This is a genomic window from Alteromonas salexigens, from assembly GCF_025628895.1.
Lineage (GTDB): Bacteria > Pseudomonadota > Gammaproteobacteria > Enterobacterales > Alteromonadaceae > Alteromonas > Alteromonas salexigens.
The window spans coordinates 349,414-371,384 of the sequence record NZ_JAOTJC010000007.1 but is presented as its reverse complement, the minus strand read 5'-3'; the positions used below and the strand labels follow the sequence as shown (position 1 = coordinate 371,384).

Sequence of the window (21,971 nt, the reverse complement as noted above, 5' to 3'; positions counted from 1 at the left end):
CACTTACCGGTAGCAGCGGCGTCAGGCGGCGGGAGCGGCAGTGGGAAGGAATAATCACCACCATGCAATCTCTAGCATTGATGCCTGTGACGGCACTAAAAGGCGTGGGTGCCAAGGTGGCAGAAAAGCTGGTGAAGCTGAATCTGGCTACCGTGCAGGACGTGCTGTTTCACTTACCCCTTCGCTATGAAGATCGCACCCGGATATATGCCGTGCAGGACTGCCGCCCCTTTACCCATGTAAGTATTCAGGGTGAAGTGAAAAGCGCCGACATTCAGTACGGTAAGAAGCGGATGCTGGTGGTGAAAGTGTCGGACGGCACGGGCACCATCACCCTGCGGTTTTTCCATTTCGGCGCACCCCAGCGTAATATTATGACTCCCGGCAACGAAGTCCGGTGTTTCGGAGAAATTCGTACCGGCAAATGGGGTCTGGAAATGATGCATCCGGAGTTTGCCCTGGTCGACCCGGACTCCGCACCGGTCGCAGAAACCCTTACCCCGGTTTATCCCACCACCGACGGCGTTAAACAGCTTACCCTGCGTAATATGTCTGACCAGGCCCTGGCCTTGCTCGACAAAGGCGGGCTGGCCGATCTGTTGCCGGATGGTATGTACGAGCAACAGGTGAGCCTGCGCGACGCCCTGTATCTGGTACATCGGCCGCCGCCGGATGTGTCGTTAACCCAGCTGGAAGAAGGGGCCCACCCGGCCCAGTACCGGTTAATTATTGAAGAGCTGCTGGCCCACCATCTCAGTGTGCTTAAAGTCCGTCAGCAATCCGATGCCCAGCCCGGCATTCCGGTGGATGTGGATCACCGGCTGATAGACAAGCTACTCAGTGCCTTGCCGTTCGCCCCAACTGGCGCGCAACAGCGGGTGGTGGCAGAAATTCAGCAGGACATGGCTCGGTCGCGCCCTATGATGCGTCTGGTGCAAGGTGATGTAGGCTCAGGTAAAACACTGGTGGCCGCACTGGCGGCGCTGTCCGCTATTGGCGCTGGGTATCAGGTGGCGCTGATGGCGCCCACTGAGCTGTTAGCCGAGCAACATGCCAACAACTTCCGCGAATGGCTGGCACCGCTGGGCATTGAAGTCGGCTGGCTGGCCGGTAAGCTGAAAGGAAAAGCCCGGGATGAAGTGCTCACCCGCTTGCAAAGCGGTGACATTCAGATGCTGGTGGGCACCCATGCTATTTTTCAGGAACAGGTAAGCTATCAGCACCTGGCACTGGTGATAGTGGATGAACAACACCGGTTTGGAGTGCATCAGCGCCTGGCATTACGGGAAAAGGGGGAGTTGCAGGGGCGCTTCCCTCATCAGTTGATTATGACGGCCACCCCCATACCGCGAACCCTGGCGATGACGGCCTATGCCGATTTAGACACCTCCATTATTGATGAGTTGCCGCCTGGCCGGACACCGGTGACCACTGTGGTACTGCCAGATACCCGGCGTGCCGATGTCATTGCCCGGGTCCAACAGGCCTGTAAAGATCAGGGCCGCCAGGCGTATTGGGTTTGTACCTTAATTGATGAGTCAGACGTGCTGGAATGTCAGGCTGCCGAAGATGCCGCGGTGACCCTGCGCACTGCTTTGCCCGATTTGCGGGTAGGACTGGTGCACGGGCGTCTGAAACCGGCCGAGAAACAGCAGGTCATGGACGATTTTAAGCATGCCCGGCTGGATTTGCTGGTGGCCACCACCGTCATCGAAGTCGGAGTGGACGTGCCCAATGCCAGTATTATGATTATTGAAAACCCTGAACGCCTGGGTCTGGCGCAGCTTCACCAGTTGCGTGGCCGGGTAGGGCGGGGCACGGCAGAGAGCCAGTGTGTGTTGATGTACCAAAGCCCGCTGTCCAAAACCGCGACCCAGCGGTTAGGGGTATTACGGGAGTCTAACGATGGCTTTTTTATCGCCCAGAAAGATTTGGAAATCCGTGGCCCCGGTGAACTCATGGGCACTCGACAGACGGGGCTGGCTGAACTGAAAATCGCTGACCTGGTGCGCGATGCCGGCATTATTCCCCAGGTACAAAATATCGCTGGTCATCTGTGGGAGAACTACCCCAGTCACGCTCAGGCCATTATTAACCGCTGGATAGGCCAGAAGGAGCAGTATGGGCATGCCTGAATCAATGCAGTTGTATATAGCTGACCCGCAGTTGGAAGATCATGCCCGGCAGCTGGCCGACCGCTGGGGCTTTGTGGTTTCTGCACAGCCCCCCGCTGAATTTGGACTGCTGCTGGATGAACAGGGTCTGAGCCTGAAAGACTTTTCCGAGCCTAAGCTGCACCCGGTGCGGGTAGACTTTTTGTCTGGCAGCAGTATTTACCGCAAACAACACGGCGGGGGCAAGGGTGAGCCTATTGTGAAAGCCATCGGCCTGAAAGGCCATACCGATTACCATGTGGTGGATGCCACGCCCGGACTCGGGCGCGATGCCTTTGTATTGGCCAGTGTGGGTTGCCGGGTCACACTGATAGAGCGCTCAGCGGTGGTAGCCGCCCTGCTGGAAGACGGTATTCGCCGGCTGGCCAGCGCCGATAGTGAGCTCGCCGGGCGGTTTTCATTGCACCATGGTAATAGCGCACAGGTAATGCAATACTGGGATGCGGAACGGGTAGATGCAGTCTTTCTTGACCCTATGTTTCCACACAAGAAGAAATCGGCGTTGGTGAAAAAAGAAATGCGCATATTTCAGCAATTGGTGGGGCCGGATGATGACGCGGGTGACTTACTTAGCCCGGCGTGTGCACTGGCCCACTACCGGGTAGCGGTGAAACGTCCCAACCATGCTGGCGCGCTGAACGACACACCGCCCACAATGGCAATTAGCGGCAAAAAGCATCGTTTCGATGTATACATAACAAAAACAGCCTAGGAGAACACCATGATCCAAAAAGGAAGTACGCTGCCAGAAGCAGATTTTAGCCAACTGAAAAACGGCGAAATGACTAACCCGAAAACCAACGACCTGTTTGGTGGTAAGCGGGTGCTATTATTTGCAGTGCCCGGCGCGTTCACGCCCACCTGTTCCCATGCCCATTTGCCGGGTTATGTGGCGCTGGCAGATAAAATCAAAGCCAAAGGCATCGACTCCATCGTGTGTCTGGCTGTAAACGATGCCTTTGTTATGGATGCCTGGGGTAAAGCCCACAATGCCGACGCTATTGAAATGATAGGCGACGGCAGCGCAGAGTTCACCAAAGCCATTGGCCTGGATATGGACACCAGCGTATTCGGCGGGATCCGTTCATTGCGTTACGCGATGATCGTGAATGATTGCCGGGTAGAAATGCTGAATATTGAAGATCCGGGTCGCTTTGAAGTCAGCGACGCGGAAACCATGCTCAAGGCGCTGTAAAGCCTTTAGGTAAACAGGCGGCTGCCCGGTCGCCTTTTTTAATCCACTGTTGGTGGAAATTTAGCCTGTTGGTAGTATGCTTATACTGGTAACAGGGGACGCCCCCTGGCGTGGCCATGTCTGGCCAGTCTTCGCATTCGAATCTTTTCTTTGTATGTCACGAACATGCGTGACAGTTCACATTCGTTGTTTACCAAGGAGGGTAAAAAATGAGTGATGCTATGACTACTACACCAATTTACGTTGTTACCCCGACTGCACCTCAGAACGCACCCGGTGCAACCTTCATCCGGTTGCTGGGCTCGTGTGGGTACGGCTACTCAGTTACCCCCGATGTGGCCCAGCTACCTGAAACCGAAGATGACGCCCTGGTGTTTTTTGATGCCACCGATCCGGCCTCCATCATGCCTGCCTACCGCCAGTATCAGGGTGCGGGTCGCTGGGTGCTGTATAACCTGCCCAGCGGTGAGCTGGATGAGTCCGGTGCTATTCTGGCCGGTATTGAAGGGGCCTTTTACGCAGATGATCCGCCTGAGCTGGTTGCCAAAGGGCTCCGGCAAGTGCACAACCACGATGTATGGTTCTGTCGGCAGTCACTGAACAGTGCGCTGCGGGTGTTACGCCAGAAAATGAAACAAGCCTTTGGCCCGTTAACGCGTACCAGTGATGATCTGCTAACCCCGTCAACGGTTCTCACCAAACGAGAGCGGGCTATCGTGGAGCTGGTCGCCCGGGGGGCGCAGAACCGGGACATCGCCGAGCAACTGCATATCAGCATCAACACGGTGAAAACCCATATCTACAGCATCTTTCGTAAAACCCACTGTAAAAACCGCATCGAGTTGCTGTTCTGGAGTCAGAACTATATGCAGCATGTGGGTCCCGGTTAAGGCGAACAGCGCTAAAAGCGCTGGTGACGTAGAGACCGGCACCGTTTACCCGTATAATCCGCCTGCAATCTAACCGGGAGTACAGTGTTGATTCAGCGAGATGTGATAGTGATTGGGGCGGGTGCCGCCGGTCTGTTTTGCGCAGCCGAAGCGGGTAAACGCGGGCGCCGGGTGGAAGTCCTCGATCATGCTAAAAAGGTCGGGCGCAAAATTCTGATGTCCGGTGGCGGACGCTGTAACTTTACCAACATGTACGCCAGTGCGGAGAACTTCCTCAGCGAGAACCCGCATTTCTGTAAGTCCGCGCTGAGCCGCTATACCCAGTGGGACTTCATTGCGCTGGTGAACAAGCACGGTATTCCCTATCACGAGAAGACCCTCGGTCAGTTGTTTTGTGACAACGCGGCCTCCGATATTGTAAAAATGCTGATGAAAGAGTGCGCCGACGTGGGTGCCACAGTGACTACCCGCTGTGAGATCCTGTCGGTGGACAAACAGGCCGATGGCTATGTGCTGTCGACCTCACTGGGCGACTACCAGTGTGAGTCGCTGGTGATAGCCACCGGTGGACTGAGTATGCCTAAGCTGGGCGCGACTCCGTTCGGTTACAAGCTGGCTGAACAGTTTGGTCTGAATGTATTGCCGACCCGCGCTGGTCTGGTGCCCTTTACGCTGCATGAAGAACAAAAACAGGTACTCAGTGAGTTGAGTGGCGTGGCCGTTGATGTCAGTGCCAGCTGCAATGACACCGCCTTTCGGGAAGCTATGCTATTTACCCATCGCGGTTTAAGCGGACCGGCGATGCTGCAAATTTCCTCTTACTGGCAACCCGGTGACACCCTGCACCTGAATACACTGCCTCACGAAAATGCCCATACCTGGCTGACACAAAGTAAAGCCGACTCGCCGGATGCACTGCTGGCGACCTGCCTGGCCAGACTGTTCCCCAAACGGATGGTGCAAATCCTGATTGCCTACCACAACTGGCCAAATAAGCCGGTTAAGCAACTTACTCACAGCGAGCTGGAGGCCATTGCCGAGACGCTCGCCAACTGGCAAATAAAGCCTAACTGCACCGAAGGCTACCGCACCGCGGAAGTCACGCTGGGCGGGGTGGATACCAATGAACTGTCCTCTAAAACCATGATGGCGAAAAATGTGGAAGGCTTGTATTTCATTGGTGAAGTGGTGGACGTGACCGGTTGGCTGGGCGGCTACAACTTCCAGTGGGCATGGTCATCCGGCTGGGCAGCCGGACAGGTGGCGTAATATGGTAGCGCTTAATAAGTTTTGACTGTCCGTTCGGTGCCAGCACCAGCCCGTCACCCTCGCGAAGGCGAGGGTCTCCTATGCGCCAATAGCGGGCATTACCGAAGCGCAGTATAAGCTACCGTCATCCCGGCGTCAGTAATACCTATCGTCATCCCGGCGAAGGCCGGGACCTCCTCAACTGTCATTGTGCACGCGAAAAGAGTGATTTTTGATATCGCGGTTAGACGATGGAGGTTGCGGCCTCCGCCGCAATGACGCGTTTCTTCGAGTTAAAAACAGCCCGTCATCCCGGCCTCAGTATTAGCTACCGTCATCCCGGCGAAGGCCGGGACCTCAGTAATTTATTTCCCGCCCTATAACTAGTGTTTGACTGTTACTAAGCCTTGTGTGACTTAGAAAGTACACTTTAAATATCGTCGATGTGGGTAATAAACGTCTCAAAAACGAAAATTTAGAATATATCCGTGATCGGATAACTTTAAACCCATCGTCCCTATAGAGAATATAGTAAATTATATTGGGGTTCGGTATATTGCACATGCAGAGGGCTATATTCGAGCCTCTTTAACTAAGTTTCGCATTGTTTTTTCAATTATTGTTTTCCCGACGTAAATTCAATTAATTCCAAAGAACATTTTTTATGAATGGCATCGTAAAGCTATACTATGCCAATAGTGATTCGCATATAAACAGGTTCGCAAAATAATTAAGGTGATACCATCGCAGTCACAGACAGGGATAGCGAAAGTAAGTCCAGTATGATAAAAATTAAAATGCGGTCCTTAGGGGCCGCCTCACTATAATGTTATGTAACTAGGGAAAAATAATGAAGTGCCCGCACTGCAAAGGAAATATTGGTCTCCTCTCAAAGACAACTAATGGCTTCAATAAAAAGCGCCTGTGCACTCATTGCTCTACAAGAGTAAAACTGACAGTTGATTGGAAAATATTGCTAATGCTCGCGCCTTTGGCGTTCGCTTTCCATCTGTTTATTATAAAGCCAGCTGTTATTGCCTTTGGGTTTAGTGCCAATAATATTGTCTGGATTTCTTCTACCATTGCGCTAATTTTTTCACTTAGACTGAAAAGTTCAGAGCATCCGTCACCAAATTAACACCCGGCCCTTAGAGTCTGCATCATTATAATGTTAGGTACAGTGACGCATGTTTGAGTTATTATTACACAAATATATAGCAAGAAAGTTCTTCAGGATTTTTTTTAAAACCCTGGGATACCTATTTTCAGCTTCCTTTTTCCTGTTAATAATTCAGCTAACAACCTTAGGGTGTGAAGAATTACCAACGAATGACAATTTATTGGTCTATGGTATCCTGCTGCTAAGCACAAGCATCCCGCTTGCTTTGACCTTTACCGCTATAAAGTATAAGTGTGCATTAATGAAGTTAATCGTCATCCGAAAGAATCAGAATAAATTCGGTTTCTACGCTATAACCACTGTATATTTCATGTTTACCTTATATATGGGCTACTTCTATACAATATTCACTATAAATGTGTGCACCTAACAAATAATAATGGCGTGTGCGTAAAAGCAGGCTGGGACAAAAAATGCCATGTCGCTACCCGATGATGGTATTCGCGGTGGTGACGTTAAGTGATAGTTGACTTTGACGAAATTAACTCGCTCGAAGAAACGCGTCATTGCGGCGAAGGCCGCAACCCCCATCGTCTAACCGCAATCTTAATAATCACTCTTTCCACGTGCACAATGACAGTTGATGAGGTCCCGGCCTTCGCCGGGATGACGGTCTGTTTTTAGCTCAAGGAAACGCGTCATTGCGGCGAAGGCCGCAACCTCCATCGACTAACCGCAATATCAATAATCACTCTTTTCACGTGCACAATGACAGTTGATGAGGTCCCGGCCTTCGCCGGGATGACGGTAGTCAATGCTGACGCCGGGATGACGGAAGCAATTACCGGATTTCGTCTGGCACGAAGGAGACCCTCGCTTTCGCGAGGGTGACGGGCTGGACAAGCATGTACAAGATTTTGTATTTATTTAGAATGTAAATTATTGCATCTTAAGTAGGGCAAAAGTCGAGCGTGTGGGTGTTGTAAGTATCTTTTTACCATCCAATAAACCAAGTACCCGGACTAAAGGAAAATCTTAATGACTGCCGAACCCACGCAACCTGTCTCACCCCTTATCGCCATTCTGGCCGACTGGCAGGACTGGTTTCGTGACGGCACCACGGAATACGATGTCATTGCCCGGCTCCAGCGCCCGCCGCTGGAATTTTTCCCGTCCGATGCCCTGCGCGATCCGTTACGCTTATTCCAAACCCATTTTGCGCTCTATAACGCCCTGTACCAGTTGCGCGACGAATGGTGGCAGCAGCAGACAGGGGAGCTGGATATTGCCGGTACCCGGATTGTTCTGAAGCCCTATACGGCCGGTGAAGCGGGATTGCTTAAGCCGGATCCACTGCGGGCGTTTTATCTCGACTGGTCCCACTTCGATCAAACCGGGGAAGCGGATGTGGAAGCACTGCTGGATAGCTTCTGGCGTAATATGGCGGGTGAGAGAACAGCAAACAGCGTGGGGGCAGAGTCGGTCGCCCAGGCGAAACAGCAACTGGCCCTGCCGGAAGATGAGGTGCTCAGCCTTGTTGAACTCAAACGACAGTACCGCAAACGGCTGCACGTCTGCCATCCGGATAAAGGCGGCAGCGCCGCGGAAACCAAAGCTATCGTGAGTGCTTATTCGGTACTCTACACCCAGCTGGTGGATTAAGACGCCGCAGAGGCAGTGCGCAAGGGGCGGAAAAACATGTCCATCAGCATCGGTGCTTCGCGGGCGAGATCGAACCCTTCCGGTTCATCAAGAAACTCCACCACGATACCGCGAAAGTAACAGTTCAGTGCGCGGGTAAGAATGGCCGGATTGGCATCGGCAGGCAGCTTGCCGGCGGCCAGCGCTTTTTCAAAATACGCCGTGAACACCTCAGACGTGCGACGTTTTTTCTCATTGAAGGCGGTTTTACTGGCGGCCAGATCGCCGCTGTAGTCACATTTGAGCAAGAACAGGGTGAGCACCCGCTGCGAGTCAGGCTCGTTGAACAAATCCACCAACACCTGCGTACAAATAATCTGCAACTGAGCGACAGGATCAGGGTGTTGACCTTCCAGGCCTTCCAAAATTTTCTGAATAAACGGAGTATGTAGCCTGTCGTGCAGGGCGTCGAAGATTTCCTGTTTGTTTTTGAAGTGCCAGTATACCGCACCGCGGGTCACATCGGCCGCCTGGGCAATATTTTCTAAGGTAGACTTAGCTACCCCCCGCTCGCTGAATACTTCAACGGCGGCATCCAGAATGGCCTGGCGGGTTTGTTCAGCTTCAGCTTTAGTTCGACGCATGACACTACCTGAGTAAAAATTGACAACATACATACATGAATGTATTTTTAAATTAGACACAATTTGTATGCTTGTCCAGCCTTAACATCAGTGGAATGAAAAAATTATGAGACGACACCTTTTGCTGCTCAGCGCAGTAATTCTGTCAGGGGTTCTGGCCGCCTGTTCCGATGCGGAGCAACCGGCCAAGGCAGGTGCGCAGGGCCAGTCCCGTCCGGCCCCCAAGGTTTCTGTAACCACCATCAGTCGCCAGCCTGTGGCTATGGATATGGTGTTGCCCGGCAGGGTCACCGCGTTTCGTCAGTCGCAAATTCGTCCGCAGGTAAATGGGGTCATTACAGAGCGCTTGTTTGAAGAAGGAGCCTCAGTGGAAAAAGGCCAGCAGCTATATCAAATTGATGACGCCCGCTATAAAGCACAGCTAAACAGCGCCATTGCCGACTTGCGCAGTGCCGAGGCAAACCTGAAGACGCTGCAGGCCAAGGCCCGCCGTTTTGAAGACCTGGTGGGGCGTAATGCCGTCAGTCAGCAGGAATATGACGATGTGGTAGCGCAAAAAGATCAGGCTCAGGCCGCCATTAAGGTTGCTGAAGCGGCAGTAGAGCTGGCTCGGGTAAATACCGATTACACCAAGGTGTATGCGCCCATCAGTGGCCAGATTAGCCGCTCTTATGTGACCGAAGGTACGCTGGTCACGGCCAGTCAAAGCCAGCAACTGGCCACTATTACTCAGCTCGATCCCGTGTATGTGGATATGCAGGAGTCGGGTCAAGCCGTGCTGACGCTGCGCCGGGCCATGCAGAAAAATGATGCCCTGCCGGTGTCACTGACATTAGATGAAACTATGGAAGGTAAGTACCCCCATACCGGCACCCTGAAGTTTTCGGAAGTTACCGTGGAGCAGTCCACCGGCTCGGTGACGCTGCGTGCCTTAGTGCCTAATCCGGACGGGTTGTTGATGCCGGGCATGTTTGTGAAGGCCCATGTCACGACCGACCAGCGGGACGCCTTGCTGGTGCCCCAGCGTGCCACCACTCGTCAGGCCGATGGGTCTCTGACCTTGTCGGTGGTTAATGATGAGCAAAAAGTTGAAACCCGCACAGTGCAGACAGCCGGCATGTATCGCGACCAGTACATTGTGACCGGTGGCGTCAGTGAAGGTGAGCGCGTCATTGTGACCGGCTACCAGAAAGTACAGCCGGGTACCCAGGTAAATGCCAGCGAGTGGCAGCCGGCGGGTAACACCGCCCGCGCACAGTAATCGCGACAAGGATTAATATGGCCCGCTTTTTTATAGACAGACCCGTATTCGCCTGGGTACTTGCCATTATCACCATGATGGCCGGTGTGCTGGCTATTCAGTCGCTACCGGTAGAACAATATCCCAAAGTAGCGCCGCCGTCGGTATCCATCAGTGCGTCTTACCCTGGTGCGTCAGCGAAAACCGTTGAGAACTCAGTCACACAGATTATTGAACAGAGCCTGTCTGGTATCGATAACCTGCGTTACTTTTCTGCCAGTAGTGCTAACAGCAGCATGTCCATCACGCTCACGTTTGCCCCTGGCACCGACCCGGACATTGCTCAGGTCCAAACACAAAACAAAGTCCAGGGCGTCATTTCCCTCCTGCCTCAGCAGGTGCAGCAACAAGGCGTGACGGTCACCAAGTCGAATAACTCCTTCGCACTGGTGGTGGGGTTTTATGCCGATAACGGTGAGCTGACCCAGTATGACCTGTCTGACACGCTGATTTCTCAGTATCGGGACCCGATATCCCGGGTAAACGGGGTGGGCAGTGTGCGGGTGTTTGGTGCCCAGCGCTCGATGCGTATCTGGCTGGATCCGGACAAGCTGTTTAGCTACAACCTCACCCCGGTGGATGTGCAATCTGCGGTGCAGGTACAAAATACTGATGTGTCTGCGGGTCAGCTGGGCGGGTTGCCGGCAATAGAAGGGCAGCAGATCAATGCCACTATTCAGGCGCAGTCCCGTCTGCAAAGCGTAGAAGATTTTGAAAATATAATACTGCGGGTAAATACCGACGGCTCCCAGGTGCGGGTGGGCGATGTTGCCCGGGTTGAGCTGGGCGCAGAGTCGTACAATGTCATTGCGCGGTACAAACGCCACCCGGCAGCCGGTATGGCAGTCAGTCTGGCATCAGGGGCAAATGCGCTGGAAACCATCGACCGGGTGAAAGCCCGGGTTGAAGAGCTTAAACGCAACCTGCCGGAAGGCGTCAAAGTGGTCTATCCGCTGGACAGCTCGCCGTTTATCGAACTGTCTATCGAGTCGGTGGTACAGACCCTGATTGAAGCCGTGGTACTGGTATTTCTGGTGATGCTGCTGTTTTTGCAAAACTGGCGGGCCACGCTCATCCCCACTATTGCGGTACCGGTAGTGCTGCTGGGCACGTTTGCCGTGCTGTATGCCTTTGGCTTCAGTATTAACGTTCTCACCATGTTTGCCATGGTATTGGCCATTGGCCTGTTGGTGGACGATGCTATTGTGGTGGTGGAAAACGTTGAGCGGATCATGGAAGAAGAGGGCTTGCCCCCCCGTGAGGCGACCAAAAAATCAATGTCGCAAATTACCAGTGCACTAATTGGTATTGCGGTAGTGCTGTCGACTGTATTTATTCCAATGGCCTTTTTCAGCGGCTCGGCCGGGGCAATTTACCGGCAGTTCTCAATAACGATTGTGTCGGCCATGACCTTTTCGGTGCTGGTGGCCATCATTTTATCGCCATCGCTGTGTGCCACGTTGCTGAAAAAACACGACCCGGATTACGACAAAAATAAGGGGTTCTTTGGCTGGTTTAACCGTAACTTCAACAAAGGCCGCGACCGCTATCAGCGCACAGCCAGTCATATGGCCAAGCGGGTAAAACGCTACATCGTGGTGTACGGCGTATTGGTGGCCGGTATGGCGCTCATTTTTATGCGTTTGCCGGGGGCCTTCATTCCGAACGAAGACCAGGGAATGATGATGATGCTTATCAGCACGCCGCCGGGAGCCACGGCGGACAGGACGCTGGAGTCGGTAAAACAAGCTGAAGATTTCTTCCTTGAGACCAAGGGCGACGTAGTTAAAGACATGTTTACCGTGGTGGGCTTTAGCTTTGCCGGTTCGGCGCAGAACGCGGCCATGGGCTTTCTGCACCTGGTAGACTGGGATGAACGGGATGAGAATAATTCTGCGTTTGCTCTGCAGGGACAAGCCTATGGTGCCCTGTCGCTGATTGAGGATGCCATGGCGTTTCCCATCATACCGCCCCCCATCATGGAGTTAGGTAATGCTACCGGCTTCAATATGCAGTTGGTTGACAGAGCCGGACTGGGTCATGAAGCGTTGATGGATGCCCGGAATCAATTATTAGGCATGGCGGCGCAGAGTCCGAAACTGACCGGGGTACGCCCCAACGGGCTGAGCGATGTGCCGCAGTTTAAAATTGATATCGACTCGGAAAAAGCCTCCGCACTGGGCGTCTCCCTCAGTGAGATTAATGCCACCCTGCAAATTGCCTGGGGGTCCAGTTATGTGAATGACTTCATCGATAACGGGCGCATTAAGCGGGTGTACATGCAGGCCGATGCACCGCATCGCATGAACCCGGACGATCTCAACAAGTGGTTTGTGCGCAATAAAGACGGCGACATGGTGGCCTTCAGCGCGTTTGCGACCAAGCAGTGGTCCTACGGTTCACCGAAACTGGAACGCTTCAACGGCTTATCGTCAGTGAACATTCAGGGCAGTCCCGCCGAGGGCGTGTCGTCAGGGGAAGCCATGGATGAAATGACCAGGCTGGTGGATAAACTGCCGGAGGGCTTTGGTATCGAATGGGCGGGTTTGTCATATGAAGAACGACAGGCCGGATCGCAGGCGCCAATGCTGTATGCCATTTCTATCATCGTGGTGTTCCTGTGTCTTGCGGCGCTGTATGAAAGCTGGTCGGTGCCTTTCGCCGTGATGCTGGTGGTGCCGTTAGGTATTCTCGGCTCGGTCACCGCGGCCTTCCTGTTTAACCTGCCGAACGACGTGTACTTACAGGTGGCCTTCCTCACCACGGTAGGGCTGGCCTCCAAAAATGCCATCCTGATAGTGGAGTTTGCGAAAACCCGTCACGAAGCCGGGCAGGATCTGATGGCCGCAGTGTCAGAGGCGGCTTCGCAGCGGTTCCGGCCCATACTGATGACCTCGATGGCCTTTATTTTAGGGGTCACGCCGCTGGCACTGGCAAGCGGCGCCGGTGCTGCCGCACAGAACGCCATCGGTATTGCGGTGATGGGCGGTATGCTGGCGGCCACCTTCCTGGCAATCTTCTTCGTGCCTATGTTCTACGTAATGGTGGAGAAGCTCTTTCACGGGGGCAAGGCTCCTGGCCAGAAAGACTAATCACAACGCGGCCTGAGTGCCGCGTTTTTTATGCCAACTGGCCGTCTGTACTGGCCAGGGCATTGTCTTTCAGCGCCAGCTTGCTTAGGCTGGTCATTACCCGCTACGTTTAGCGCAATGTTCGTTATCAGGAGCCCGCCAATGACCGTTTCACTGCCTCCGTCGCCGCACTGGCCTGAGTTAATTAAGTCCGGCAGCCGGGTCTTTGTCGGTGGGAATGCGGCAGTCCCTTACGCGCTTATCCAACACCTGATAGATCACAGCACTGGCTTTACCGACATTGAGCTGGTGCATATGCTCACGCTGGGGGATACCCGCTGGGCACGGGAAGAGTACCGGGCCTTGTTTAAGGCCAATACCTTTTTTATCGGCGGAGATGAAGTCAGAAAGGCGGTGGATGAAGGGCGGGCCGATTACACGCCATGTTTTCTGTCGGAAATTTCCGGTTTATTCAGCGATGGCACCCTGCCACTGGATGCGGCGCTGGTAAACGTAAGCCCGCCGGATCCCTTTGGCTACTGCTCCCTGGGCACCTCTGTGGATATTTGTATGTCGGCGGTCCGGCAGGCTGGCAAAGTTATTGCGCAAATTAATAAGCAGGTACCGCGCACCGCCGGCCATTCGTATATTCATATCAGTGAAATTGATGCGTGCCTGGAAGCCGATGAACCGTTAGTCGAGGTGCCTACGCCGCCCATTGACAGTGTTACCGAGCGTATCGGCCAGTATGTGGCGATGCTGGTGGAAAACGGCGCCACGCTGCAATTCGGCATAGGCAAAATTCCCAGTGCCACTCTTAAATACCTGACCAAGCATCAGGACTTGGGGATCCACAGCGAAATGCTGACTGACAGTATCCTTGCCCCCCTTGAGGCCGGTGCGATAACCAACCGCAAGAAGACGTTTCACCCCGGTAAAGTGGTTACCAGCTTTGCGATTGGCACCCAGCGGTTGTACGACCTGATTGATAATAATCCGCACATTGAATTTTACCCCAGCAGCTACGTTAACAAACCGGCGAATATTGCAAAAAATGACAACATGATTGCCATTAACAGCGCGCTGGAAGTGGACCTGACCGGCCAGGTGGTGGCCGACTCGCTGGGGCATGACTTTTACAGTGGCATCGGCGGACAGGTGGATTTTGTCAGTGGTGCGGCTATGAGCAAAAATGGTAAAGCCATTATCGCATTGCCTTCCACGGCTGCGAATGAAACGGTTTCACGTATTACCGCCTGTGTAACACCGGGGGCCGGGGTGGTGACTTCCCGGGGCAACGTGCAATATGTGGTGACCGAGTACGGCATCGCCTCTCTGAAAGGAAAGAGCATTCGGGAGCGTGCGCTGGAGCTGATTCGGGTGGCCCATCCGAAGTTTCGAGCCGGGCTGCTTGAGGAAGTGCGCCAGCATTACTGGGTACCTCACTATCAGGCCAAATATCCCACGGACATCCCGGAACTGGGTGATATTCAGCTGAAAAAGCTGACTCTGCAAGGGGATAACTTCTATATGCGCCCGCTTAACCCGGCCGATGAGCGCCGGTTGCAGGAGTTTTTCTATTCCCATACCAAAGAAACCCTGCGACTGCGTTACAACCACGATCCCAAGCAAATGTCCCGGGCCAAGTCCTGTAACTTGGTGAGTGTGGATCAAAGCACCGACGCCGCGCTGTGTATTGTGCGTCAGGAGGGGTCACGGATCACTATTCACGCGGTCGGGCGTTTTTATTACAACCCTCACGATAATTCCTGCGAAGCGGCCTTTGTGACCCGCGAGAACCAGCAGGGCAAAGGTATGGCCAAACGGCTGTTAAGTCAGCTGATCGATATCGCCCGGCAGCGGGGTATCGACCGCATGGTAGCTATGGTGCGGGCGGACAACCGTCCTATGATCAAGATTTTTGAACAGGCGAACTTTACCCGGCGGGTCTCGGATGATCCCAGCGATGTAGAGTTGCAACTGTCACTGGAGAAGGACGCATGACATTACGCATCTACCGCGCTAAGGCCGCCCTGAAACATGATTTGGGTGCGGAACACCCGGAAAGCCCCGACCGCCTTTACGCCATTGATGATCAGTTACTGGCATCCGGGCTGGATATGGTGTGTGAGCATGCCGACGCCCGCCCGCTGGCCAGGGAATATCTGTCCCTGGCCCACGCGCCCGATTACGTAGAAGAGATCATGAACCTGGCCCCGGAGAGTGGCAGTTACTGGCTGGATGGCGATACCGGGATGGTTCCTGCCACGCTTTCCGCCGCCTTGCAGTCAGCCGGAGCCGGTTGTCAGGCCGTGGACTGGGTTATGGCGGGAGACGACCGCCAGGCCTTTTGTGTAACCCGGCCTCCCGGACATCATGCTGAATACGACCGGGCCATGGGCTTTTGTATATTTAACAACGTGGCGATTGCCGCGCGCTATGCCTTGCAAACCTATCAGTTGAAGCGGGTGGCGATTGTCGATTTTGATGTGCATCACGGCAACGGTACCGAGCAAATTGTGGCAGGTGATCAGCGTATTCTGCTGTGCTCAAGCTTTCAGCATCCCTTTTATCCGCACAGCGGCAGTCCGGTGCTGGCCAGCAATATATTATCAGTCCCCCTTGCAGCCGGTTGCAGTGGTGAGGAGTTTCGGCAACAGGTGGCGCACTGGTTGCCGGCACTGCGGCACTTTCAGCCCGAACTTATTCTGATTTCTGCAGGTTTTGATGGTCACGCTGAAGATCCGATGGCGCACCTGCGGCTGACCACAGCGGATTATCAATGGATAAGCCGGGAGCTACGCGCCGTAGCTGACGCGTGCTGCCACGGCCGAATTGTGAGTGTGCTGGAAGGCGGCTATAACCTCAGCGCGCTGGGTCGCAGTGTGGTGGCCCACCTGCGCGGTCTGAGCGGACAAAGTGAGGCCACGGCGGCAGATTAGCCCAACAATACGAGGTCGCGGTAGAGCATCCATAAGCCGGCCCCGACCATAAACAGGTTTTCACTCAGGGAGATAAACCCAAGGGGCACATCGCTGTCACCGCCGACACAGGCACACTTGAGATCCCGTTTATCAATGTACACCGCCTTAATGACCGATACGGCGCCAATGGTCCCGATGAACAGCGAAACAGGGGCGACCCACAAGGCGGGCAGTAGGGCCAGCATACCAATGCCGGCGTACGCTTCAGCAAAGGGGTACACGTAGGAGTACCGAACCTGTTTTCGGGCCAGCAGGTCATAGGTAATAAACATGTTGGAGAAGGAGGTTAAGTCCTGCAGCTTTTGTAGTGCCAGCATGACCATAGTGAATGCCACAAAGTGCATGATGACCGGCGCGGGAGCCGCATTAAGCCGACCAGAGGACAAAAGCGCCACCACCATCAGCGCGGCCAGCGCGAAAATCATTAAAACCGGCGTGTAAGAACTGCTGCGTTCGCCTTCCTGCTCCTTGCCAAAATAGTCTCTTAAGTCGTCATAACCACCCACCCGCTTTTCATCAATAAAGGTCTGCGGGGTGGTATCTACCTGATGTTTTGCCTTAAATGCGTCAGTTTCTTCACGGGTAGTCAGATGGCGGTCGTCTACGGTATAGCCTTCCCGCTCAAGTAGCTCTTTCGACTTAATGCCGAAGGGGCACACGTGGTTCTCCATCATCATACGGTATAACACGGCCTTTTTACTCATGCTGTCCTCCTGTAACTTTTGCGCGGTGTCTGCGTTTCTTACGGAGATCTACCCTAAGAAACGCCCGTATACCGGTATTGTACAAATAACATACCAATGGGCGGATTGTGGGCAACAAATTAACGCAGTCAGTAACTATTGCGCTCAGCCGGGAGAGGCTGTTGCTACAACCAGCGGCGCCATAACATAGCAATCAGCATGACGGCAGCTAATCCGCCCATCCACCACATAAGCGTGTTGAAAGCGTCCGGAGATTCGGTGCCCGGTAATCCGGCCACATTCATACCAAACACCCCGGTAAGAAATGACAGCGGCAGAAAGATTGCGGTGACCATGGACAGAACATACATGCGCACGTTTTGACGATCAGCAATGCGGTTGCGCAATTCGTCCTGCAACATGATGGCGCGTTCGCGGGCAAGGTCGAGTTCTTCCACATAGCGGGTCATACGGTCAGACTCTTCGCGCAAATCGAATGCTTGCTCAGACGTGAGCAGATCAGGCAGACGATGCAAAGCCTCCAGTGCATCCCGTTGCGGCGCTAAAAACCGTCGCAGACTGGCCGCCTGGCGGCGCAGTGCGGCCAGTTGCTCGCGATCGTCGCGGTCGAGCTCTTCGGCGGTCTCGCAGGCTACCAGGGTATCCTCAATATCATCCACGACTTCGTGAATGCGGTCGGCCACAGACTCGATGATATTGATTAAAAGATCAGGCGCGGTTAACGGGGGCTGGCGACCTTCAATACGTTTACGCACATCTGCCAGCGACTGTACGCTGCGCCCCTGGCGACGCGCGGTCACTATCAGCCGGTCAGTCATCCATACCCGCAATGACACCATGTCATCCAGGGCAGCATCCGGGTTGTGATTGAGCGCCCGCAGGTACACCACCGCTCCTTCCAGCACCGCGAGTGCCCGGGGACGGGTTTCCGGTGGGGTTATTGCGTCGATGACCGGGGCGGGCATAGCCAGGTTCGCCATGATGTCGGCACTGTCAGGTGCGTCTGACTGCATGTGTAACCATAAAAAACCCTCGTCCGGAACCGCAGGGGGGGCAGTGGGGGGCTCGTAGCGGCTGACTTCTCCTGACGGCAAGATGTGATATGCCCACAGAAAGCTGCTTTCACCACTGTCACTCATGAAGATACTCCCGGTTGCCGGCGTTGCAGGGTCAGGGTGCCATCCAGATGCACATCCCGTTGCGGAAAGGCAATGACGATACCGGCCTGATTAAATTTCTCGTCTATATCGAAACGTAACTGGCTACGGATGACGCGAAGATTACGTTCAATGGTGGCGTTTACCCAGAAATAAACTTCAAACACCAGCGCGTTGTCTCCGAAGTCGTCGAATATCACCACTGGCTTCGGCTCGCTCAGCACATCGGTCTGCTGCACGGCGGCTTCTTCGATCAGTCTGGCGACGTCCCGGGTTGACGAGCCATAGGCGACGCCGACTCTTACCGACGTGCGGGTAAGGGTATCGATGAGGGTCCAGTTGATGACCGTGTTTTCCAGCAGCTTACTGTTGGGGATCAGCATATGCACACCGTCGACCCGGCGAATACGGGTCGACCGGGTATTAATCGCTTCAACGGTACCGCGGGCGTCATCCACTTCCAGAAAATCGCCAATACGGATAGGGCGCTCCCACATCAGGATCCAGCCGCTGATGAAGTTATTAATGATATTTTGGGCGCCAAACCCCACCCCGATAGCGATGGCGCCGGATAAAAACGCGAAGGCGGTCAGCGGAACGCTTAATACTTCCAGCAAGGTAAAAATAAGTACGGCAAACGCGAAAATATAAAAAATACGCTTAAACAGATGCACGGCGTCAGCACTGGCGCCGGTTTTGCGCAGCCGGTAGGTGGCCAAGTGTGCCAGCTTATCAATCAGCCACCAGCCGACAACCAGCGCCAAGGGCACGAGTAACAGCTCGCCCAGCTTAAAGGTATGGTTGAACAGCGTGAATACATCGGTCTGCAAGGTCTCGCGCAGGAGAATAATCAGCTCGTTCACGGTACGTCCTGTAAAGGAAATGAGAATTTCATCATAGCCCTCCCACCGACGTAATACCAGCCATGCAACCGGCTAAGTCTATGAGCACTATCGGGAAATCACGGGAGCTGTAAATAATCACATTAAAATGCGTACGCCCCCATCTGGCAACGCTTGTGGTTATGGTAAAGTGCGGGCTGGTTTATTATCTGGAGGTTGCCATGCTGCGCCCACTGCTGTGTGCTTTGTTTCTGTTACTCGCCTTACCGGTGTCGGCGGTGACGTTCACGCTGTCGGAAAAACATGTCAATGAAATGGTTAAAGTGACCTTTCCGCAAACCCAGTATTACAACGACATTAAGCTTACCTTTACCGATCCCGTGGTGACGCTGGGGAGTGAGGACGATGATGTAGCCGTGAAAGTCAGGATCCGTGCTGAGCGCGCCGACCAGACATTAGAGGCAGAAGGTGAAATGCAAGGGTTGCTGAAATACCGCCCGGCCCGCAAAGAGCTGCAGATAGAAAAGCCCATGCTGGTGGATTTCAGGGTACTGGAAAACTCGCTGTCAGACAGCCGTGAATTGCTTGAGGCAATTAATCAGATGCAGGGACGCCAGTTCCCGATGATTTTACTGCTGGATTTTACTGAGCTGAACTTACCGTTATTCGGTAACCAGATGCCCCGTCGCATTGAGATCAGAAATAAACACCTGGTAATTGAACTCTAGGGGAGGGACCTATGCCATCCGTTGCGTTTTTATCTATGGACAACCTGGACGACTTTTTTGTCTATGATGAACTTCTGATCCCGTATTTTGAACAGGCGGGCTGGCAGGTGACATCGGTACCGTGGCGGGATTCCACCGACTGGAATAACTTCGACGCGGTAATTGTGCGCAGTCCCTGGGATTATCAGCAAAGCCCGGCGTCGTTTCTGCAGTGTTTACGTGACATTGAGCGCTCCACGGCTTATCTGGAAAATCCGCTGGCACTGATGGAATGGAATCTGGAAAAGACCTATCTGAAAGTCCTGCAGGAACAGGAGGTCGCCACCTTGCCCACGCTGTGGCAGTGCGGCTTTGATTTGAATGCGATCGAGCAGGCACGGAGCCGGTTTAATACCAATAAACTCATTGTGAAACCGGTGCTGAGTGCGAATGCCGATGATACGTTTCTACTCACCGGCGAAACGGCCGTGATGCAACAGGACACCCTCAGCGACTTGTATCAGCAACGCCAAATTATGATCCAGCCCTTTGCCGAAGCCGTGGTCGAAGCCGGGGAATATTCGGTGTTCTATTGTGACAACCGCTACAGTCATGCCATTCTGAAAACACCCAAACAGGGCGATTTCAGAGTGCAGGAAGAACATGGGGGATCGTTACAGGCGGTGACGCCGGACCATGATATTCTGGCGGTGTGTGAGCAGGCATTGGCCGCCATGCCCACCGACAGTTTGTATGCCCGGGTGGATATTATTCGCTTTGATAATCACTGGGCCATCATGGAGCTTGAGTTAATTGAGCCGTCGCTGTACTTCAATCTGGATGACGCCTCGTCGCCCCGTTTTGTGGAGGCCTTCCTTTCCCGCTATAACCGCCGTCACGCAGGTGGCTAAACACGCCGCGTATGTGAGGGAGCTTAACGCTCCGCCCGCCGGCTATGGGAGGCCACGTCACGCTTCACCTTGTGTGTCGACTGCCGCTGCTGACGTACAGCCGGCTTGTGAGTACGTTTAGCTTCACTGCGATAGGTGGGTCGTTCCACCGGCTTCGTGTACTGACGGGGTGATTTTGGTTGCGTGCGCGGGGCGGCCTGGTTAGGGCGGCGCACCACCTCTGGCTTACTTACCCTGGGCTTCACCACGTCGCGCTCATTGCTGTGGCGAACCGGTTCACGGGTATATTTAGGTGCCCGGGACTTCTCCGGCGCATGCGTCCGGACCTGCTTCGGTTTCACCGGTGTGACCTGACGGTGATTTTTGCGAGCATCCTGCAGGCGCTGACGGGGTTGCTGCCGGTAATCAACCTGCCGGGACTTCGACTGACTGTGCACCACTTTGCGCTGCGGTGCGACCGCATAACGTTCTGGGGCACTGCGCACGACCCGGTCGGAATACCGGATGCGGCGGTGTTTTACATTATGGTTCCAGCGCTGATATTCCTTGCTGTACACCCGCTTACGGGAATACCCATGGTGATAGTGACGAACCGGGCGATGGGTGACTACTACATGGCGGTTGTGCCAGTGAATGCCGCCGAAATAAAAGAAACTGGTGAGCCGGATACTGGGGCTCCAGTAAAACCCAAAGTGATTGCGATAGTTGACCGGGTGGTGCCAGTGCACCGGCGCCACCGGATGCCACCAGTGCCCGTAAACCACACGGGTATCATAATAGGGCACATACACCACTTCCCGTCGACGGGGTTCAATGACAATGACCTCCGCATCGCGCTCTACCCGCTGATATTCGTTATCTGACAAGGCACCCTGCGACAGTGCGTGCTGACGTAACACCTGCACCCGGGCCAATACCCTGGACTGACTGATCAGCACATTATCGCCGAGCGACTGCAACCAGTTAAGATCGTCCGCCATGGTGCGTAATACCTGGTCAAAAGGCGCCAGGGCTTTTACGCTGGGGTCCCAGTCATAGGCCTCCACCGCGTTGGCCACCTGTTCGGCATTCAGATGCGCATTTTCCTGGCGCCAGCGATCCGCCGCGACCACTTCCAGTGGGTAGGTAGAGGCAATCAGGATATGGGTGAGCACCGTGTCAGGGTACAACGCGATAGGCGCGAGCAGGCTATCCAGTTCGGCATCGCTATAACTACTCTCGGCCATTTGTGGCAGAGGCTCAGGCGTCGCCTGTACGTTGGCTACCGGGAACAGACTGGAAAACGCCAGCGATATAATCAGCGGCAGTGTGGACTGTTTCATACAATCTCCTTAAACCGGTGGGCAACATGCCGGTGCGGTTTCTTGAAAGCTTGTACAAGTT

17 protein-coding genes are annotated in these 21,971 nt (G+C 54.1%); 12 read left to right on the top strand and 5 right to left on the bottom strand.

Features of this window, described 5'->3' with window-relative positions; genetic code table 11:
* Positions 1-62: 62 nt before the first annotated feature.
* The 6 genes from recG to OCL06_RS09095 all read left to right on the top strand — a co-directional run bounded on the left by recG (position 63) and on the right by OCL06_RS09095 (position 8,289).
* The gene (gene recG, locus OCL06_RS09120; RefSeq protein WP_262993689.1) at positions 63-2,135 is read left to right on the top strand and encodes an ATP-dependent DNA helicase RecG; all 2,073 of its coding nucleotides are present in this window, start codon (positions 63-65) and stop codon (positions 2,133-2,135) included.
* On the top strand, positions 2,128-2,886 hold the full coding sequence (locus OCL06_RS09115; RefSeq protein ID WP_262993687.1) for a class I SAM-dependent methyltransferase: 759 nt from the start codon (positions 2,128-2,130) through the stop codon (positions 2,884-2,886). Before recG ends, OCL06_RS09115 begins: the two co-directional genes overlap by 8 nt.
* Positions 2,887-2,895: 9 nt before the next feature.
* Positions 2,896-3,369 (top strand): peroxiredoxin, encoded by a 474-nt coding sequence (locus OCL06_RS09110; protein WP_262993685.1) that lies wholly within the window; start codon positions 2,896-2,898, stop codon positions 3,367-3,369.
* Between the two features lie 209 nt (positions 3,370-3,578).
* Positions 3,579-4,259, top strand: coding sequence for a response regulator transcription factor (locus tag OCL06_RS09105; RefSeq protein WP_262993683.1), 681 nt, complete (start codon positions 3,579-3,581; stop codon positions 4,257-4,259).
* Between the two features lie 87 nt (positions 4,260-4,346).
* Positions 4,347-5,528, top strand: coding sequence for a BaiN/RdsA family NAD(P)/FAD-dependent oxidoreductase (locus OCL06_RS09100; protein ID WP_262993891.1), 1,182 nt, complete (start codon positions 4,347-4,349; stop codon positions 5,526-5,528).
* Positions 5,529-7,665: 2,137 nt separating this feature from the next.
* Complete coding sequence (locus OCL06_RS09095; protein ID WP_262993681.1) at positions 7,666-8,289, top strand: DNA-J related domain-containing protein; 624 nt, start codon at positions 7,666-7,668, stop codon at positions 8,287-8,289.
* Here OCL06_RS09095 and OCL06_RS09090 read toward each other — a convergent pair.
* Positions 8,286-8,912: a TetR family transcriptional regulator gene (locus tag OCL06_RS09090; protein ID WP_262993679.1), complete on the bottom strand. Its 627-nt coding sequence runs from the start codon at positions 8,910-8,912 to the stop codon at positions 8,286-8,288. The two genes, OCL06_RS09095 and OCL06_RS09090, sit on opposite strands and share 4 nt — an antisense overlap.
* 106 nt (positions 8,913-9,018) lie before the next feature.
* On the opposite strand from OCL06_RS09090, the gene OCL06_RS09085 reads away from it, so the two are divergent.
* From OCL06_RS09085 to OCL06_RS09070, 4 genes are all read left to right on the top strand, one after another.
* Positions 9,019-10,173, top strand: coding sequence for an efflux RND transporter periplasmic adaptor subunit (locus OCL06_RS09085; protein WP_262993677.1), 1,155 nt, complete (start codon positions 9,019-9,021; stop codon positions 10,171-10,173).
* 17 nt (positions 10,174-10,190) lie between these two features.
* Positions 10,191-13,304, top strand: a complete 3,114-nt coding sequence (locus tag OCL06_RS09080; protein ID WP_262993675.1) for an efflux RND transporter permease subunit — start codon at positions 10,191-10,193, stop codon at positions 13,302-13,304.
* A gap of 141 nt (positions 13,305-13,445) precedes the next feature.
* Positions 13,446-15,287, top strand: a complete 1,842-nt coding sequence (locus OCL06_RS09075) for a bifunctional acetyl-CoA hydrolase/transferase family protein/GNAT family N-acetyltransferase (protein ID WP_262993673.1) — start codon at positions 13,446-13,448, stop codon at positions 15,285-15,287.
* Positions 15,284-16,225, top strand: a complete 942-nt coding sequence (locus OCL06_RS09070) for a histone deacetylase family protein (RefSeq protein ID WP_262993671.1) — start codon at positions 15,284-15,286, stop codon at positions 16,223-16,225. The genes OCL06_RS09075 and OCL06_RS09070 overlap by 4 nt, the downstream gene beginning before the upstream one ends.
* Here OCL06_RS09070 and OCL06_RS09065 read toward each other — a convergent pair.
* The 3 genes from OCL06_RS09065 to OCL06_RS09055 form a co-directional block, all read right to left on the bottom strand.
* Entirely contained in the window at positions 16,222-16,971 is a 750-nt protein-coding gene (locus tag OCL06_RS09065) for a MauE/DoxX family redox-associated membrane protein (protein ID WP_262993669.1), read from the bottom strand. The genes OCL06_RS09070 and OCL06_RS09065 overlap by 4 nt on opposite strands.
* A gap of 164 nt (positions 16,972-17,135) precedes the next feature.
* Complete coding sequence (locus OCL06_RS09060; protein WP_262993667.1) at positions 17,136-18,110, bottom strand: zinc transporter ZntB; 975 nt, start codon at positions 18,108-18,110, stop codon at positions 17,136-17,138.
* Entirely contained in the window at positions 18,107-18,991 is an 885-nt protein-coding gene (locus tag OCL06_RS09055) for a mechanosensitive ion channel family protein (RefSeq protein ID WP_373318464.1), read from the bottom strand. The genes OCL06_RS09060 and OCL06_RS09055 overlap by 4 nt, the downstream gene beginning before the upstream one ends.
* Positions 18,992-19,146: 155 nt before the next feature.
* Between OCL06_RS09055 and OCL06_RS09050 the strand changes: the two genes are divergently transcribed.
* Positions 19,147-19,698: a hypothetical protein gene (locus OCL06_RS09050; RefSeq protein ID WP_262993665.1), complete on the top strand. Its 552-nt coding sequence runs from the start codon at positions 19,147-19,149 to the stop codon at positions 19,696-19,698.
* 11 nt (positions 19,699-19,709) lie between these two features.
* Complete coding sequence (locus OCL06_RS09045) at positions 19,710-20,588, top strand: ATP-grasp domain-containing protein (RefSeq protein WP_262993663.1); 879 nt, start codon at positions 19,710-19,712, stop codon at positions 20,586-20,588.
* A gap of 23 nt (positions 20,589-20,611) precedes the next feature.
* Here the strand turns inward: OCL06_RS09045 and OCL06_RS09040 are convergent, their stop codons facing one another.
* A complete protein-coding gene (locus tag OCL06_RS09040) occupies positions 20,612-21,910 on the bottom strand; it encodes a DUF3300 domain-containing protein (protein WP_262993661.1) in 1,299 nt (432 codons plus the stop codon).
* Between the last annotated feature and the right edge of the window lie 61 nt (positions 21,911-21,971).

Coding starts and splice junctions, on each gene's coding strand:
- OCL06_RS09095 (WP_262993681.1), top strand. CDS start 7,666: ATGACTGCCGAACCCACGCAACCTGTCTCACCCCTTATCGCCATTCTG.
- OCL06_RS09085 (WP_262993677.1), top strand. CDS start 9,019: ATGAGACGACACCTTTTGCTGCTCAGCGCAGTAATTCTGTCAGGGGTT.
- OCL06_RS09075 (WP_262993673.1), top strand. CDS start 13,446: ATGACCGTTTCACTGCCTCCGTCGCCGCACTGGCCTGAGTTAATTAAG.
- OCL06_RS09060 (WP_262993667.1), bottom strand. CDS start 18,110: ATGAGTGACAGTGGTGAAAGCAGCTTTCTGTGGGCATATCACATCTTG.
- OCL06_RS09115 (WP_262993687.1), top strand. CDS start 2,128: ATGCCTGAATCAATGCAGTTGTATATAGCTGACCCGCAGTTGGAAGAT.
- OCL06_RS09105 (WP_262993683.1), top strand. CDS start 3,579: ATGAGTGATGCTATGACTACTACACCAATTTACGTTGTTACCCCGACT.
- OCL06_RS09065 (WP_262993669.1), bottom strand. CDS start 16,971: ATGAGTAAAAAGGCCGTGTTATACCGTATGATGATGGAGAACCACGTG.
- OCL06_RS09070 (WP_262993671.1), top strand. CDS start 15,284: ATGACATTACGCATCTACCGCGCTAAGGCCGCCCTGAAACATGATTTG.
- OCL06_RS09090 (WP_262993679.1), bottom strand. CDS start 8,912: ATGCGTCGAACTAAAGCTGAAGCTGAACAAACCCGCCAGGCCATTCTG.
- OCL06_RS09080 (WP_262993675.1), top strand. CDS start 10,191: ATGGCCCGCTTTTTTATAGACAGACCCGTATTCGCCTGGGTACTTGCC.
- OCL06_RS09040 (WP_262993661.1), bottom strand. CDS start 21,910: ATGAAACAGTCCACACTGCCGCTGATTATATCGCTGGCGTTTTCCAGT.
- recG (WP_262993689.1), top strand. CDS start 63: ATGCAATCTCTAGCATTGATGCCTGTGACGGCACTAAAAGGCGTGGGT.
- OCL06_RS09045 (WP_262993663.1), top strand. CDS start 19,710: ATGCCATCCGTTGCGTTTTTATCTATGGACAACCTGGACGACTTTTTT.
- OCL06_RS09110 (WP_262993685.1), top strand. CDS start 2,896: ATGATCCAAAAAGGAAGTACGCTGCCAGAAGCAGATTTTAGCCAACTG.